We start from the raw sequence: 15,081 nt of genomic DNA on the forward strand, positions 1-15,081 counted from the left end.
AATCAGCCTCCAAATGCCAGTTTAAGCAGGGCGAAGACCGAGGCGACGCCGACGACTACGGGAAAGAATGTGTTGAGCGCGAGCAACGCCAGCCTGGTGCCCTCGCCATGCACATAGTCTTCGATGATCGCCTGCATGCCGAGCCGCATGTGGTAGAGCACCGACAGCAGCACCAGCGCCAGCACCAGTGCCACGAACGGATTGGCAAGTGCGGCGCGCACCTCGAGATAGCTGGCGCCGTTGAGTGCGATCAGGAAGCCGACGAAGAACAGGACCAGCGGGATGTTGGAGATCGCCGTCAGCCGCTGGCGCCAGAAATGGCCGGTGCCCTCGCGGGCCGAACCGAGGCCGCGGACCCTGGCCAGCGGCGTGCGCATATCGGTGTTTTTGCCGGTCATGTCAGGCTCCCCCGCGCCATGTAGCCGGCGATCCAGATCAGCAGCGTCAGCGTGACCGAGCCGGCCAGCGTCGCCCAGGCGATCCTCGAGGCCGTATGCTTTTCCAGCCCGGCCCCCGTGTCCCAGATAAGATGGCGCACGCCGCCCAGCATGTGGTGCATCAGCGCCCAGCTGTAGCCGAACAGCACCAGCCGCCCGAGCCACGAGCCGAAGGCCCAGTTGACGGCATTAAAGGTCGCCTCCGAGCTCGCCGCCGCCATCAGCCACAGTGCGACCAGCAGCGTCCCGAAATAGAGCGCCCCGCCAGTGATGCGGTGGATGATCGACATTGTCATCGTGATCGGCGGCCGATAGACGGTCAGATGCGGTGAAAGCGGCCGTTCACGTCTGGTAAATTCGCGGGTGGCTGGTGATTTGCTCATGGCTCCCCCAGTTCGGCGTCTCTGGAGCCTCAGGTGGAAATGCGGCATTGCCGCTTCCGGTTGCGACTTCGGACAGCCGGTTTCTAATGCTCTTTTTGCACCGCGTCAAAGCCGGAAAATCGTTTTGAAAACGTAATTTAGTCTTATGAAAGCGAGGCTTCCAGCTTCAATCGATTAGGACTGTCGCCTTGAGCCGGCACAATGTCGCTGCACTGCAAAATATGGCTGCCGCACCGGACGGATCAGCGTTTACAGGCCAGCGGTGAGGCACCGCCCTTCATCACCAGCGCGTCGCGGCCGTCGATCACGATCGCGTCATGCGCCTCGCCGTAACGGCTGGTCTGATTGGCAGGTGAGGCCGGCAGCTCGGAGCTGCTGCCGTCCGGGCCGAGCACGCGCACCGACGTGCCGAGGTTCTCGATGGCCATCATGCTCCCGTCGGCGCATTTGTAGGTGGCCTTGCGCGGCTGTGGCGCCGACGACTCGCCGACAGCGGGAGCGACGGCGGTATTTTCGAGCTTAGGCCCACTGGTCTGCGGCGCGCAGGCGGCGGCAGCCAGCAGCGAGGAGACGGCCAGCGCTATCCGAAACGTGCGGCGTAACCTCATATGCTGCTTTCCCCCGCGCGCATCGAGCCCGCCGCGATGCTTCGGCAGGCCACCGGATTTCATGCTTTTTGAGTCGCGCTCGATGCCGGCGATGGTCGGAACAAGGCATGGCCGAATGATGGCCGGTGGGCGCTCGAGTATTAACCATGTTTTCCGAGACCTCGCCCCGGCTGCCGTTGCCCTCTTAACAAAGGTTAATAAAAGGTTAATTTCTGATTCGAGGAGGCTAGCCTCTCAGCAATGGAGCAGCACGCCATGCATTCGAATTCAGCAGGATCGCGCCTTCCCTGGTTCCTAGTGGCGGCGCTCGCCCTCGGCATCGCCGCACCGGCATTCGCCGGGACGCGCCACCACGACCGCGTCTATGCCGATTCCTTCGGCAATCTGGTCATCGAAAGCGCCGCTGGCTACAAGCGTATCCTCGTCGGCGAGGGCAAGTTGGCCAAGGAATTGTCCGACTACACCGGCGCCGGCCAGCCCGACGTGATCTATGAAAACGAAGCGGACGATGTCCGAAACGGCGACTGCTACAGGCCGCCGGTTTTCGTGAAGGGCCGCAGCTATATGTACGGCCTCTCCGACGGCGAGATGCCGGAGCTCAGCCCGTGCCGCTGACGGCCGCGCTGCCGTTTGTCGCCGGCGCCGGCTGGGCAGCAGCCGGCCCGGCCGAGACACGCACGCAATCGCGGCCGCTGCCCTTCGCCTGATAGAGCGCTTTGTCGGCGCGCCGCAGCAGGTCGGAAAAGCTTTCGCCCGAACCAAGCTCGGCAACGCCGAAACTGGCGCTGCAGCGATGATCCGCCGGCAGGCAGTCGATGGGCGTGGCACCGAAGGCGGTACGCGTGCCCTCGGCGAAGAGCCGGGCGGCGGCGAGGTTGGTCCCCGGCAGGAAAATAGCGAATTCCTCGCCGCCGATCCGGCCGGCGACATGATGGTCGGCCGCGGCATCGCGGAGAAAACCGGCAAAGGTCTCGATGACCCGATCGCCGGACGCGTGGCCGTAAGTATCGTTGATGCGCTTGAAATGGTCGAGATCGGCAATGACCAGTGCCGCCGGGACAGCCCGCCGCATGGCGTCGCGCAGTGCGATCTCGGCATGGCGCTCGAAGCCGCCACGGTTGAGCAGCCGTGAAAGCGTATCGGTTTCCGATTTCGACGTCGCCTCGGCGAGCACGTCGCGGACCAGGATAGCCAACGTCACCAGCGCAAGCGCCAGGCCGAACACGGTGCCGATAGACTGCGACACCAACGCGTAGCTGGTCTGCGCATAAGATTGCGGGTTGGCGCCCCAGCCGCCAAGCGCATCGGCGATGAAGGGTTTGCTGGCGAACTGCAAGGTGCTGGCCGCCAGGACGGCCATCAGCATATAGTCGAGCCGCTCGCGTCTTTGCCTGGACGACAAGACGATCGTCAGCCCGGTGAATTGCATAGCCGCATAGGGAAGCTGGTAGGCCGCCATTCGCACAAAGGATTGACGTGGCAGGTCCTGTACGAAGTAGACCGCCACGGTGGCGAAGACCAGGAAGAAGAGCATCGGCGGCCAAGGGCGCGAAACGCCGTATTTATGGGCAAGCCCGCCATTGAAGGCGACGGTAGCGCCAAGGAAAGCGGCAAAGGCTGCGACAACCACGGGTCGTGCATTGTCGAAGGCAGGGATGCTGAATTCGATGGCGAAATAGGCCATGCCCAGTACATAGCCGAACGCAAGCCAGCGTGCCGACACCCGTCCTGCGTCATAGACGGCGATCGTCATGAAGGCCGCCGCCAGCAGCCCGGCAACGAACAGGTTGATCACCAGGATGAAATTGGCGCTGCCCATTGCGTTTTTGGCACTCCCCCCGAACAGCAAATCACCAAGCGCGAAAAAGACGTTAATTCGAAGCCGCCGCTGACGCTCAGCCAGCACTGGTCCGATTGGGAAGGACGACCGTTTCAGGCCGCTGATAGGACAGGCATATGCTGTCGCGGCCACTCCTTTTGGCTTTGTAGAGCGCTTCGTCGGCGCGGCGCATCAGCGGGTCCAGCCCTTCGTCGCTGGTGCGGGCGGCCACGCCGAAGCTCGCGGTCACTCTTGTGTCGGGCGGAAGTCCGTCGATTCTGCCCGCCGAATAGAGCGTGCGAATGGCTTCGGCAAACAATCTTGCCGCGCCAAGGTCGTTGAGCGGCAACAGCACGGCGAACTCTTCGCCGCCGATACGGCCGGCAACGCCGCCCGTACCTGCAGCCGATAGAAGCTTGGCAGCGAAGTCGGCGATGACGCGATCCCCGGCCGCGTGGCCATGCTGATCGTTCAGCGCCTTGAAATGATCGAGATCGGCAAGCACCAGCGCAACCGGCAATTGCGCCGTTGAACAGTGCTGCAGGACAAGCATGGCGCGCTCCTCGAAGCCGCGGCGGTTGAGCAGGCCCGATAGTGGGTCCGTCAGGGTTTCGGTCTTCAGGGCCTTCATCACATCGAGCGCGGCGGCGCCGAACAGGCAAAGCGCGATAAGCAGCGACAGCAATGCATGCGACAGCAGTGCCGTCGTCCAATAGGACGACGAGTAAAGCCCTTCATAGCTGGTAAATGGACCATGCGCGATGACGACGGCAAGGGTCCGCACCAGGAAGTTCAGACCGGAAAGCAGCGACAGCACGAACAGGATCATCTCCGTCGGGCCGTTGTTGCGCACCACGCGCAACTCGGCGGCGACAACCAGGCTGATGCCGCCGAAGCTGAAATTGATGGCAAGGATCCGCCACGTGATATCCGGCCGGGCAAAGAGAAACCATGAGACCGCGGCCAGGCCGCCGCCCGCCAGAATGCCGATCGCTGGATACGGCACGCGCCGCCCGTAGCGCGCGATGACCGCGCCGGCGAGACAGCAGGTCGCGAAGGTGAAGCATAGGATGGACATGAGCTTGGTCGGCGCCATACCGACCGGCAGCGTGAAATACTGGAGCAGGAAGCCTGCGGCCGAGGCCGAGTAGCCCGCCGCCAGCACGATCAGATAGGGACGGTGGCGCTGATAGAACCACAGCACGAGAAATGCCGCGCCGAGTGTGAGGGCGATGCCTGGATTGAGCAGCGCTATGAGCAGGCCGGTGTCCAAGCGCTGTAAGTTCCCCTCGCTTCCCCTGAGGAGACCTTAGAGCGGAAGCCCAAACAAGCGGTTAAGCGAAGGCGAATATACGACGGATGCATCGGTGAAGCTGCTGGACGGAACCGGGAACGGCGGGCGGCGTTTCACGACGGCAACCAGGAGACGCTCTGATGGCCGACACGATCATGCTGACCGATCACGATGCAATTCGCTCATGGGCCGCGGCGCGCGCCGGCTTTCCGGCGATCGTCGACGTGTCGCCTGAAGCCGGAACCCAGGCCATGCTGAGGCTGGTCTTCGGCCAGCACGCCTACCAGGATCAGGACGAGGCCGAACGCCCGATCAATGCCGGCGGCTATGAACTGGTCGAATGGGACGAATGGTTCAAGCTCTTCGACGAGCGCCAACTGGCGCTGGTCGTCGCAAAGGACCAACCCGGCCGCCGTGAGGGATTCCACGAATTCGTCAGGCGCCCCAGCTGAAGAAATGCCCGAACCGCACTGCGGCTCGGGCAACTCATATCCGACTGCGTGCCCTGCGCTATTTCCACTCGCGGATATCGACGAAATGGCCGGCGATCGCTGCTGCTGCCGCCATTGCCGGCGACACCAGATGGGTGCGGCCCTTGAAGCCTTGGCGGCCCTCGAAATTGCGGTTCGAGGTCGAGGCGCAGCGCTCATGCGGCTTCAGCCGGTCGTCGTTCATGGCAAGGCACATCGAGCAGCCCGGCTCGCGCCAGTCGAAACCGGCGGCGACAAAGATCTTGTCGAGACCTTCGGCCTCGGCCTGTTCCTTGACCAGGCCGGAGCCCGGCACGATCATCGCACTGACCCGCGGATTGACCTTTTTGCCATCGATCACCTTGGCGGCGGCGCGCAGATCCTCGATGCGGCCATTGGTGCAGGAGCCGATGAAGACGCGATCGAGTTCGATATCGGTGATCTTGGTGCCCGGCGTCAGGCCCATATAGTCGAGCGCGCGTTGCTTGGAGGTGCGCTTGTTCTCATCAGTGATGTCGTCCGGGTTCGGCACGATGCCCTGGACCGAAACGACGTCCTCGGGCGAGGAGCCCCAGGAGACGATCGGCGGCAGCTTTGCCGCGTCGAGCACGACCACCTTGTCGAAATGCGCGCCTTCGTCGGACTGCAGCGTCTTCCAATAGGCGAGCGCGGCATCCCAGGCTTCGCCCTTGGGGGCGCGCGGCTTGTCCTTGACATAGGCGAAGGTGGTCTCGTCGGGCGCGATCAGGCCGGCGCGGGCGCCGGCTTCGATCGACATGTTGCAGATCGTCATGCGGCCTTCCATCGACAGCGCACGGATCGCTTCGCCGGCATATTCGATGACATAGCCGGTGCCGCCGGCCGTGCCGATTTCGCCGATGATGGCAAGGATGATGTCCTTGGCGGTGACGCCTTCCGGCAGCGCGCCGTCGACACGCACCAGCATGTTCTTGGCCTTGCGCTGGATCAGCGTCTGCGTCGCCAGCACATGCTCGACTTCCGAGGTGCCGATGCCATGCGCCAGCGCGCCGAACGCGCCATGCGTCGAGGTGTGGCTGTCGCCGCAGACGATGGTCATGCCGGGCAGCGTAAAGCCTTGCTCCGGCCCGATGATGTGGACGATGCCCTGGCGGATGTCCTTCTCGGAATAGTATTCGATACCGAAATCCTTGGCGTTTTTGGCCAACGCCTCGACCTGGATGCGGCTTTCCTCGTTCTTGATTCCAAACTTGCGTTCCGGCGAGGTCGACACATTGTGATCGACCACGGCCAGCGTCTTTTCCGGATGCCGAACCTTGCGGCCGGTCATGCGCAGGCCTTCGAAAGCCTGCGGGCTGGTGACTTCGTGGACGAGGTGGCGGTCGATGTAGAGCAGGCAGGTGCCGTCGTCCTGGCGGTCGACCACATGGTCGTCGAAAATCTTGTCGTAGAGGGTGCGCGGTGCGCTCATTTGCGTAAATCCGTCGATTTAAAAAAAGGAAAAGGACGCCGGTCGGCCCGGCGAAACAGCCTGGCGAGTCTGCCTTAGCTAAGTCGGCTGGTCAGCGCCCCGCAGACGCGGGCCGAAAATCGCGACGGCAGGCGTTTTCTGTCCTGCAGCACGAAACCCTTATAGGCCGGATCGCCAAAAAGCTCTTCCATGGCGCTGCTCTTATCAATGTTTTGGCTTTTCAGCAATCGTGGCTGCCTTCGCAGGACCTGGGTCCTCCGCGTTCACAGCACCTCGAACACAAACGTCTTCACCAGCGCGTCGGGCTCGGCGATCGCATAGCAGCGGAACCATGGGCTCTCCTCGACCGGCCGCCATTTTTTCGCCTGCTCCAGTTCGTCAAACACGGCTTGAAACCCGCCGCTTTCAAATACCTGGTCACGGACGGTGAAGATGGCGTGGCCGCCCGTCCTGGTGATGCGTACCAGTTCATGCAGGCCCGACGCCGGCGCGTGGCTGATGGTGAACACGCCGGTCGAGAAAAAGGCGCGGAAATACCCGTCCGGCCAAGGCAATGGCCCGCCGAGCATCGCCTGTTTCAGCTCGCTGTAGGCCTGCCGGCTGCCGGCGATTTTCAGCATGTCCTGCGACAGGTCGAGCCCGGCAATGTCGTGGTAGCCGAGTGCCTTCAGGGACGGCCCCGACAGGCCGGTGCCGCAGCCGGCGTCCAGCAGCGGCCCTTCGCCTGACGGCACGTGGCGCGTCACCCAGGCGGCGATCAGGAACGGCAGGAGATAGCCGAGCGCCGCGGTTTCGCTGTCATAGGTCGCAGCCCATTGCGCATAGGCTTTGGCGAGCGCCTCAGGCGTGTCGGCCGTGTAGACTGCTTCTAGCGCCGCATTGGCTTTGTCGATGATCATGGTTCTCCCCGGTCGCGTCCGCTCGATGGTAGCGCCGTTTTCACCTGTCTTCTATTCCCCATGCTGGTGGCGCAGCCGCTTCTCCAGCGCCCGCAACGCCAGCGACAGGCCGACGGTCAGGATGAGATAGATATAGGCGACGATCGAATAGGTCTCGAAGAAGCGGAACGAGCCGGCGGCGTAGATCTTGCCCATCTGGGTGATGTCGGCGACGCCGAGCACCGAGACCAGCGAGGAATCCTTGACCATGGCGACGAAATCATTGCCGAGTGGCGGCAGGATGGTGCGGATCGCCTGCGGCAAGACGATCAGCCGGAAGCGCTGCGTGCGCGTCAGCCCGAGCGCCTTCGCCGCCTCGATCTGACCCTTCTCGACCGCCTGGATGCCGGCGCGGAAGACCTCCGAGATGAAAGCGGAATAGCCGATGGTCAGCGCCATGATGGCGCGCCATAGCAGCGACACGTCGCGTACCAGCAGCTCACCGAACAGGCCGGCGCTTTGCAGCGGCGCCGTCAGCGCGTTCCATGCCGCGACGAAGGCCGGCGCGCCAGCAAAGGCGATCCAGAACAACAGCACCAGGATCGGCACGCCGCGGATGATCTCGACGTAGAAGCGGGCGATCTGGCTGAGCCAGCGTGAGCCCGACAGCCCCATCAGCGCCACGCCAAGCCCGATGGCGCAAGCCAGCGTGAAGGCGACCACGGTGACGAAGATGGTGACGCCGATGCCCTTGGCGACGGTCGCGAACACCTGGGCATAGAGGTCGCTGGCGGCGATGAAGATGGCGGCGGCCAAGGCGATCGTCACGGCCACGGCAAGCCACCACGGGAAGTCGGATTTGGCGGAGGCTGGGGGCGCCGGCGGCATCAAGCAATACCGGTGACAGAGTCGCCCAGAGTCAGCACGAGTTCCCGCGCATCACCGGGCACCCGCGACAAAAGTCCTACTGCCCCATCTTGTAGTCGAGGAACCACTTCTTGTTGAGCGCGTCGAGCGTGCCGTCGGCCTTGAGCGCGGCGATTGCCGCGTTGACCGGCTTCACCAGGTCGGAGCCCTTGGGGAAAATGAAGCCGAAATCCTCGGTGCCGAGTGGGCCGCCGATCAGCTTAAGGCCGCCATTGGACGCATCGACATAGCCCTTGCCGGCAGTGCCGTCGGTGAGCACGACGTCGACGTCGCCGGACTTCAGCGCCTGCACCGTCGCGCCGAATGTCTCGAACAGCTTGATGCGCGGATTCTGTTCATTGCCGTCGAGGACGCTGTAGACCGCGGTGTAGAACGGCGTGGTACCGGCCTGCGCGCCGATCAGCCCGTCCTTGAAGGCAGCGAACGTCTTGGCATCGCTGAAGCGCTTCTCGTCGCCGCGCACCAGCATGAACTGTTCCGAGCGCATATACGGGTCGGAGAAATCGACCTTCTGCTTGCGGTCGTCCTTGATGGTGATGCCGGTCATGCCAATGTTGTACTGGTTGTCGGAAACCGCCTGGATCATCGCGTCCCAGGAAGTATTCTGGTACTCGACCTTGAAATTCAGCCGCTTGGCGATCTCGTTCATCGCGTCATATTCCCAGCCGATCTGCTTGCCGGTCTTGGCATCGATGAACTGCAGCGGCGGATAGGCGTTTTCCGTCACCACCACCACTTTCTTGCCGCCGAGGTCGGGCAACGCCTGCGCCATAGCCGCGACAGGCACAAGAAGGCAAGCCAGCAGGCCGGCCAGCAGCAGTTTCGAATTGATCATGACTATGCTCCCCAGGAACTGAACCGCCTCGATCGGCCGAGGCATGCAGGAAAATCCGGCGCCGACTTTAGCTTTCCGCAGGCGCCTTGCAAGCCGCTCCGATGCGCCGCTCGGCACGAAAATGGATTTCCGATGCTTTCAACGACGGCATTACGGAACGATCCGTATCGATTGCGGGACTGGCAAAATCGAATCCACCTCGCGAAACAAAAAGGCGGCCGAAGCCGCCTTTCCGAAAACATGGGTTTTGAAGACGCCTTATTCGGCGGCAGCTGTTTCCGCGGCCTTGGCTGCCTCGTCGGCGGCCTTCTTCTCGGCGGCGTCCTGCGCTGCCTTCTCGGCGGCCAGCGCCTGGGCGGCGGCCACCTTCTCGGCCTCGATGCGCGCCTTCTCGGCGTTCAGCGCATCGCGCTCTTCGTCGTTCAGCTTGCGGGCGCGCACGCCGGTGTTTTCCGAAATACGGGCCGATTTGCCGCGACGATCGCGCAGGTAATACAGCTTGGCGCGACGCACCTTGCCGCGGCGCACGATCTCGACGCCCTCGACCATCGGCGAATAGACCGGGAACACACGCTCCACGCCTTCGCCGTAGGAGATCTTGCGAACGGTGAAGCTCTCCTGGAAACCGGCGCCGGCGCGGGCGATGACGACGCCCTCATAGGCTTGGACACGGGTGCGGGTGCCTTCGGTCACGCGGACCTGGACGCGCACGGTGTCGCCGGGCTGGAATTCGGGAAGCTTGCGCTTGGCTTCGATCTTGGCGGCCTGCTCGGCCTCGAGCTGACGGAGGATATCCATCTCATAAATCCACTTCTTGTTCTTCCGACAGTCAGAGCGTCCGACACTCGCCTTGCAGTCGCATCGACCGCTCGGCTATGCCCTTCGTTCGAGAACGTCTGTTCGAGAACATCGGGCAGGGGCGACTACACCGTCATTGTTGACGGGCCAGAAGATCGCTCTTGGCAGATTTTCTTCCGGTTCGGCGCGCACATACAGCTATTTCGGCGCTTTGTCACGCCTTCGCTGTTTCTTTTTTGGCGCTGCTTCTTTTGACTGGCGCCCGCTGTGGCAATCCCATGATCGCTTGTGGTCCAGGGGTTGCGCCCGCGCGTCAAGCTTTCTAAGCCGGAAGATAAGCATTTTCCTCCAGCGACGACACCCCTCATGCCAATCTTGGACGCGGTTCTGCTCTTTCTCGCCGGCTTTCTATCAGGCGCGGTCAACGCAGTTGCCGGCGGCGGCACGTTCATAACCTTTGGCGCCATGACCCTGGCCGGCCTGCCGCCGATCGTCGCCAATGCGACATCGTCGGTGACGCAATTTCCTGGCTACATCACCTCGACGCTCGCCTATTGGCACGACATCAAGCATTTCTGGCGCGGCGCACTGCTGCTCAGCCTCATTTCGGCTTTCGGTGCGCTGTCTGGCGCGCTCATCCTTCTAGGGCTCGACAACCCGGCGTTCCGCGCCTTGGTGCCGTGGCTGCTGCTGGCGGCGACGGCGTTGTTCGCTGCCGGGCCATGGCTGAAGCCGGCGCCCAAGCCGGAGCATGAGGCCGCGGTGGGTTCGCTGGTCGGATCGCTGGCGCAGTTCGCCACCGCCGTCTATGGCGGCTTCTTCGGCGCCGGCATGGGCGTCATGATGCTGGCGACGCTCGGCCTCACCCAGTCCGGCGACTATCACCGGCTGAACGCACTGAAGAACATGCTGGCCGTTGTCATAGCTGCGGTCGCCATCCTGGTCTTTGTCTCCGGCGGCGTCATCGCCTGGCTGCAGGCGATCATCATGATCCCAGGCGGCGCGCTGGGCGGCTATGCCGGCGTCTGGATCGCCAGGCGCGTGCCACAGAACGCGGTGCGCGGCTTCGTCATCGCGGTCGGCCTGTTCCTGGCGTTTTACTATTTCGACAAGGGCTGAGCGGCCAAAAGATCCGGCCTTCGCTCTTTCGTCAGCTTTTCCGCCTCGGCCCGCCGCCAGGCGGCGATCTTCTTGTGATTGCCAGAAATCAGCACTTCGGGGATCGGCCGGCCCTCGAACTCCTGCGGCCGCGTGTAGTGCGGATGTTCGAGCAGGCCGTTCTCAAAGCTCTCTTCGTCGCCCGACACCGCATTGCCCATGACACCGGGCAGCAGCCGCACCACGGCGTCTAACAGCACAAGTGCCGCCGGCTCGCCGCCGGACAGGATGAAGTCGCCGATCGAGACTTCCTCGAGGCCTCGCGATTCGATGACCCGCTGGTCGACGCCTTCGAAGCGGCCGCAGACAATCACCGCACCCGGCCCGCCGGCGAGCTCGCGCACACGGCGCTGCGTCAGCGGCTTGCCGCGCGGGCTCATTAGCAGTTTTGGACGCAGATCGCCCGGCGGCGAGGCATGGTCGATGGCGCTGGCCAGCACGTCCGCCCGCATCACCATCCCGGCGCCACCGCCGGCCGGTGTGTCATCGACAGTACGGTGACGATCGCTGGCAAAGTCGCGGATCTGGATCGCCTTGAGCGACCAAATGCCGGTCTCCAGCGCGCGTCCGGCCAGCGACAGGCCGAGCGCGCCGGGAAACATCTCGGGATAGAGCGTCAGCACCGAAGCGGAAAAACTCACCGGTTGCCTCCGGCGTCCCGCGGCCCGCGCGGCCTGCCTTTGGGGTCGAAGCTGTCGCGGCCGGCAGGCTCGCCGTCCTCGTCCTCGACCAACCCTGCGGCGGCCGGATCGATGCGGACAAAGCCGCCGGCGATCGACACTTCCGGAACGGCGGCCTGCGTGAACGGGATGAGCACGCCTTTGCGCCCCGCCAGCGTCACGTCGAGAATGTCGCCGCCGCCGAAATTATGCACGGCGACGACCTTTCCGATGACCGCACCAGTGTCATCCTTGACCTCCAGCCCGACGAGGTCGGCATGGTAGAATTCATCCTCTTCGCCCTCATCCGGCAACACCGAACGGTCGACGAACAATTCGGTGCCGGCAAGCGCCTCCGCGGCATTGCGATCGCTGACGCCTTTGAAACGCACCACCACCACCGTGTTGGCAGGCCTGATATCGACGATCTGGAAGGCGCGGCCATCCCTGGCGTAGAGCGGACCGTAATCGGCCAGCGCCAGCGGGTCGCCGGTAAAGCTCTTGACGCGCAATTCGCCCTTGATGCCATGCGCGGCACCGATCACGGCCATCTGGACGGGGTTTTGCGGCTTGCTCATCTGCGGAAAATCCTTTGCCTTGCTCTAACCCCAGCCCGTCGTCATTTCAATGATGCCGCTCTTCACCGCTTCCTAACCCGCGTGCCGGAAGATGGCGGAGAACTGGAAGAGCGCAATGCAGGAATTCCTCATACCGGCAAAACCCGATCTACAGGCGGCGCGCGAGGCCTGGCTGAAGATGCTGGCGCGCGAACGACGGCTGTCGCCCGAAACCGTCGAGGCCTATGAGCGCGACACGCGCCAGTTCCTGCATTTCCTGACCGGCCATTGCGGCGGCTCGCCCGGCATTTCCGACATCGCCGATCTGCGCCCCGCCGATCTGCGCGGCTTTCTCGCTGCCCGCCGTACCGAGGGCGCCGGCGCCCGCACGCTCGGGCGCGGCCTAGCCGGCATCCGCTCGCTGCTGCGTTTCCTGGAACGGCGCGGCCTCGCCAATGCGGCAGGTGCGGCAGCCTTGCGCGCGCCGCGGCAGCCGAAATCGCTGCCCAAGCCGCTGACCGCAAGCGATGCAAAACACGTCGTCTCGGTGGAAGGCCAACTGGCGGAGGAGCCGTGGATCGCCGCGCGCAACGCCGCCGTGCTGACCCTGCTCTATGGGTCCGGCTTGCGCATTTCCGAGGCGCTCGGCCTGTCGGGCGCCGATCTGTCCTCGCCTGGTGAGACCGTGCTGCGCGTCACCGGCAAGGGCGGCAAGACGCGGTTGGTGCCGGTGCTGCCGGTGGCGCTGCGGGCGATTGCCGAATACCGCCGCTTGTGTCCCTATCATCTCGATCCCAAGGGCGTGCTGTTTCGCGGTGCCCGCGGCGGCCCGCTGAACCCGGCAATCGTTCAGCGCGACATGGCCAAGCTGCGCTCGGCGCTCAACCTGCCCGACACGGCGACGCCGCATGCGCTGCGCCATTCCTTTGCAACGCATCTGCTTGGGCGCGGCGGCGACCTGCGCACCATCCAGGAGTTGCTCGGCCACGCCAGCCTGTCGACAACCCAGATATACACCGGTGTCGACACCGCCAGGCTGCTCGAGATTTACGAAGCAGCTCATCCGCGTGCGTGATGGATGCTTGATTGGTGGCCATCTCGCAACAATTTTGATGCGCCGATTAACCGTTTTGCCGCTTTTTGCGCCTAGAACCGCAGCATGAAACGCCTCATCGCCATCGCCGACCGCGCGACCCATGTGTCGCTGAAGCTGCTTGTCGCGCTCAACGCCCTGTTTTTCCTCTCCTTCCTCATCATCGCGCTGCTCGCCGCAGGCAAGGCACGCGCCGAGATCCCGGTCTGCGCCGGTACCGATATGCTGGGCGCGCTGCAAAAGGACGACCCGGCCACCTACCGCAAGATCGAGGCGGACGCGGCAGTGACGCCGAACGGCAAGGGCCTGCTGTGGAAGCTCGAAAAATCAGGCGAAAAACCGTCTTTCCTGTTCGGCACCATGCACGTTACCGACCCGCGCGTCACCACGCTGCCGCCCGCCGCGCAGAAGGCATTCGATGCGGCTGGCACCGTCATCATCGAGACCACCGAAGTGCTCGACAAGCAGAAGATGATGGCCGCACTGCTGAAAGAGCCGGATCTGATGATGTTCACCGACAAGACGACGCTTTCGTCGCTGCTGTCGCCGCAGGATGCGGCGGTGGTCAACAAGGCGCTCGATGCGCGTGGCATCCCGCCAGCGACCGTCGCCAAGATGAAGCCCTGGTTGCTGTCGGCGATGGTGGCGCTGCCTGCATGCGAAGTCGCCCGCCAAGCTGGCGGCGCACCGGTGCTCGACGTCAAGCTTGCCAAGGACGCCGAGGCTTCGGGCAAATCAGTCGAGGGGCTGGAGACAATCGCCGACCAGTTGCGCGCCATGGCTTCGCTGCCGATCGCCTTTCACCTGAAGGGGCTGGTCGATACGCTGAAGCTTGGCGACAAGGTGAACGACGTCAACGAAACCATGATCGTGCTTTACCGGCGTGGCGACACTGGCATGTACGTACCGCTGTTTCGGACCGTCATTCCCGAACAGGTCGACGACCAATCGGGTTACGCCGAATTCGAGCAGACCATGATCACCAGCCGCAACAAGGTGATGGTCGATCGGGCAGCGCCGATCCTCGCCCACGGCAATGTCTTCATGGCGGTAGGCGCCATGCACCTTCCCGGAGCGCAAGGCTTGGTCGAGGGTTTCCGCAAGACCGGCTACACGGTGACCGCCGTCAACTGAACAACACGGCGGAGTTGCACACCGAATCATTGCTGTGGCGCGACGGCGGACCACCCGCGCTTCGTGCCAAGAAACTGAAAAAGGTTCGGTTTGGCTCGATCGAACCCATTTTGCGGTGGAAATGCATGCCTGCAAGCGATTCCGGATCAGAATTGCCCTGTTTTCGGCGTTTTCAACGCCTAATGTGAAACCGATTCAACGATTGTACGTTGATGGCTATTACTTGATGTTTTTCATCCACGGAGGACACTTTTATGGCGAACACACCCAATCCGAACGACCCATTCACCTCACCGGGTACCGCACGGCCACGCGGCGGCGGCAGCGGCTGGCTGATTGCCCTGGTCGTCGTTATCCTGGCAATTGTCGCCTATTATGTTTTTGGAAGACGTAGCGAGGCACCTGCGCCTGCCGAACCGCCCGCAGCCAGCACACCGGCTCCGGCTCCAGCACCTGCCGAGCCGATGAAGCCAGCCGAACCGGCTCCTGCGCCAGCTCCGGCAACACCCGCTCCGGCTCCCGCTCCGGCAGAACCTGCACCCGCGCCAGCCCCAGCCCCGGCCCCGGCACCAGCACCGGCC

General features: G+C 63.6%; 17 protein-coding genes. 5 read left to right on the plus strand and 12 right to left on the minus strand.

The genetic code is table 11. The features are described from left to right. Positions 1-2: 2 nt before the first annotated feature. From sdhD to NKI01_RS04450, 3 genes are all read right to left on the minus strand, one after another. A complete protein-coding gene (gene sdhD / locus NKI01_RS04440; RefSeq protein ID WP_352481038.1) occupies positions 3-398 on the minus strand; it encodes a succinate dehydrogenase, hydrophobic membrane anchor protein in 396 nt (131 codons plus the stop codon). Next, entirely contained in the window at positions 395-820 is a 426-nt protein-coding gene (gene sdhC, locus NKI01_RS04445; RefSeq protein WP_352962014.1) for a succinate dehydrogenase, cytochrome b556 subunit, read from the minus strand. Before sdhC ends, sdhD begins: the two co-directional genes overlap by 4 nt. A 242-nt stretch (positions 821-1,062) precedes the next feature. Continuing rightward, complete coding sequence (locus NKI01_RS04450; RefSeq protein WP_352494062.1) at positions 1,063-1,491, minus strand: hypothetical protein; 429 nt, start codon at positions 1,489-1,491, stop codon at positions 1,063-1,065. A gap of 192 nt (positions 1,492-1,683) precedes the next feature. Here NKI01_RS04450 and NKI01_RS04455 point away from each other — a divergent pair, with 192 nt between their 5' ends. Next, positions 1,684-2,043, plus strand: coding sequence for a hypothetical protein (locus tag NKI01_RS04455; protein WP_352790116.1), 360 nt, complete (start codon positions 1,684-1,686; stop codon positions 2,041-2,043). Here the strand turns inward: NKI01_RS04455 and NKI01_RS04460 are convergent. Together NKI01_RS04460 and NKI01_RS04465 are read right to left on the minus strand one after the other, a co-directional pair. Continuing rightward, on the minus strand, positions 2,027-3,247 hold the full coding sequence (locus NKI01_RS04460) for a GGDEF domain-containing protein (protein WP_352790114.1): 1,221 nt from the start codon (positions 3,245-3,247) through the stop codon (positions 2,027-2,029). The two genes, NKI01_RS04455 and NKI01_RS04460, sit on opposite strands and share 17 nt — an antisense overlap. 76 nt (positions 3,248-3,323) lie before the next feature. Then, entirely contained in the window at positions 3,324-4,520 is a 1,197-nt protein-coding gene (locus NKI01_RS04465) for a GGDEF domain-containing protein (protein WP_352962019.1), read from the minus strand. Between the two features lie 161 nt (positions 4,521-4,681). Here NKI01_RS04465 and NKI01_RS04470 point away from each other — a divergent pair, with 161 nt between their 5' ends. Next, entirely contained in the window at positions 4,682-4,993 is a 312-nt protein-coding gene (locus tag NKI01_RS04470) for a hypothetical protein (RefSeq protein WP_023722708.1), read from the plus strand. Between the two features lie 58 nt (positions 4,994-5,051). Here the strand turns inward: NKI01_RS04470 and leuC are convergent, their stop codons facing one another. The 5 genes from leuC to rplS all read right to left on the minus strand — a co-directional run bounded on the left by leuC (position 5,052) and on the right by rplS (position 9,899). Then, positions 5,052-6,461, minus strand: coding sequence for a 3-isopropylmalate dehydratase large subunit (leuC, locus tag NKI01_RS04475; protein ID WP_352962022.1), 1,410 nt, complete (start codon positions 6,459-6,461; stop codon positions 5,052-5,054). A 263-nt stretch (positions 6,462-6,724) separates the two neighbouring features. Then, positions 6,725-7,360 carry a class I SAM-dependent DNA methyltransferase gene (locus tag NKI01_RS04480; RefSeq protein WP_352481042.1) on the minus strand — a complete coding sequence of 212 codons (636 nt, stop codon included), beginning with the start codon at positions 7,358-7,360 and terminating at the stop codon, positions 6,725-6,727. Between the two features lie 51 nt (positions 7,361-7,411). Further along, positions 7,412-8,227, minus strand: a complete 816-nt coding sequence (locus tag NKI01_RS04485) for an amino acid ABC transporter permease (RefSeq protein ID WP_352481043.1) — start codon at positions 8,225-8,227, stop codon at positions 7,412-7,414. 76 nt (positions 8,228-8,303) lie between these two features. Then, positions 8,304-9,101: a transporter substrate-binding domain-containing protein gene (locus tag NKI01_RS04490; protein ID WP_352845355.1), complete on the minus strand. Its 798-nt coding sequence runs from the start codon at positions 9,099-9,101 to the stop codon at positions 8,304-8,306. A 258-nt stretch (positions 9,102-9,359) separates the two neighbouring features. Then, positions 9,360-9,899: a 50S ribosomal protein L19 gene (gene rplS, locus NKI01_RS04495; RefSeq protein WP_023722714.1), complete on the minus strand. Its 540-nt coding sequence runs from the start codon at positions 9,897-9,899 to the stop codon at positions 9,360-9,362. A 366-nt stretch (positions 9,900-10,265) separates the two neighbouring features. Here rplS and NKI01_RS04500 point away from each other — a divergent pair, with 366 nt between their 5' ends. Beyond that, positions 10,266-11,018 (plus strand): sulfite exporter TauE/SafE family protein, encoded by a 753-nt coding sequence (locus NKI01_RS04500; protein WP_352481045.1) that lies wholly within the window; start codon positions 10,266-10,268, stop codon positions 11,016-11,018. On the opposite strand, the gene trmD is transcribed toward NKI01_RS04500, so the two are convergent. Continuing rightward, a complete protein-coding gene (gene trmD, locus NKI01_RS04505; RefSeq protein WP_031195242.1) occupies positions 11,000-11,698 on the minus strand; it encodes a tRNA (guanosine(37)-N1)-methyltransferase TrmD in 699 nt (232 codons plus the stop codon). The two genes, NKI01_RS04500 and trmD, sit on opposite strands and share 19 nt — an antisense overlap. Next, on the minus strand, positions 11,695-12,294 hold the full coding sequence (rimM, locus tag NKI01_RS04510) for a ribosome maturation factor RimM (protein WP_023722717.1): 600 nt from the start codon (positions 12,292-12,294) through the stop codon (positions 11,695-11,697). The genes trmD and rimM overlap by 4 nt, the downstream gene beginning before the upstream one ends. Before the next feature lie 115 nt (positions 12,295-12,409). On the opposite strand from rimM, the gene NKI01_RS04515 reads away from it, so the two are divergent. After that, complete coding sequence (locus tag NKI01_RS04515; RefSeq protein WP_036245843.1) at positions 12,410-13,348, plus strand: tyrosine recombinase XerC; 939 nt, start codon at positions 12,410-12,412, stop codon at positions 13,346-13,348. An 84-nt stretch (positions 13,349-13,432) separates the two neighbouring features. Beyond that, a complete protein-coding gene (locus NKI01_RS04520; protein ID WP_023722719.1) occupies positions 13,433-14,500 on the plus strand; it encodes a TraB/GumN family protein in 1,068 nt (355 codons plus the stop codon). The last annotated feature ends 581 nt before the right edge of the window (positions 14,501-15,081 follow it).

The sequence above is a fragment of the Mesorhizobium sp. M0815 genome (genome assembly GCF_040319995.1).
Classification (GTDB): domain Bacteria; phylum Pseudomonadota; class Alphaproteobacteria; order Rhizobiales; family Rhizobiaceae; genus Mesorhizobium.

Excerpts from the sequence above, each read along its gene's own strand:
- sdhD (WP_352481038.1), bottom strand. The coding sequence starts at position 398 with ATGACCGGCAAAAACACCGATATGCGCACGCCGCTGGCCAGGGTCCGC.
- sdhC (WP_352962014.1), bottom strand. The coding sequence starts at position 820 with ATGAGCAAATCACCAGCCACCCGCGAATTTACCAGACGTGAACGGCCG.
- NKI01_RS04450 (WP_352494062.1), bottom strand. The coding sequence starts at position 1,491 with ATGAAATCCGGTGGCCTGCCGAAGCATCGCGGCGGGCTCGATGCGCGC.
- NKI01_RS04455 (WP_352790116.1), top strand. The coding sequence starts at position 1,684 with ATGCATTCGAATTCAGCAGGATCGCGCCTTCCCTGGTTCCTAGTGGCG.
- NKI01_RS04460 (WP_352790114.1), bottom strand. The coding sequence starts at position 3,247 with ATGGGCAGCGCCAATTTCATCCTGGTGATCAACCTGTTCGTTGCCGGG.
- NKI01_RS04470 (WP_023722708.1), top strand. The coding sequence starts at position 4,682 with ATGGCCGACACGATCATGCTGACCGATCACGATGCAATTCGCTCATGG.
- leuC (WP_352962022.1), bottom strand. The coding sequence starts at position 6,461 with ATGAGCGCACCGCGCACCCTCTACGACAAGATTTTCGACGACCATGTG.
- NKI01_RS04480 (WP_352481042.1), bottom strand. The coding sequence starts at position 7,360 with ATGATCATCGACAAAGCCAATGCGGCGCTAGAAGCAGTCTACACGGCC.
- NKI01_RS04485 (WP_352481043.1), bottom strand. The coding sequence starts at position 8,227 with ATGCCGCCGGCGCCCCCAGCCTCCGCCAAATCCGACTTCCCGTGGTGG.
- NKI01_RS04490 (WP_352845355.1), bottom strand. The coding sequence starts at position 9,101 with ATGATCAATTCGAAACTGCTGCTGGCCGGCCTGCTGGCTTGCCTTCTT.
- rplS (WP_023722714.1), bottom strand. The coding sequence starts at position 9,899 with ATGGATATCCTCCGTCAGCTCGAGGCCGAGCAGGCCGCCAAGATCGAA.
- NKI01_RS04500 (WP_352481045.1), top strand. The coding sequence starts at position 10,266 with ATGCCAATCTTGGACGCGGTTCTGCTCTTTCTCGCCGGCTTTCTATCA.
- rimM (WP_023722717.1), bottom strand. The coding sequence starts at position 12,294 with ATGAGCAAGCCGCAAAACCCCGTCCAGATGGCCGTGATCGGTGCCGCG.
- NKI01_RS04515 (WP_036245843.1), top strand. The coding sequence starts at position 12,410 with ATGCAGGAATTCCTCATACCGGCAAAACCCGATCTACAGGCGGCGCGC.
- NKI01_RS04520 (WP_023722719.1), top strand. The coding sequence starts at position 13,433 with ATGAAACGCCTCATCGCCATCGCCGACCGCGCGACCCATGTGTCGCTG.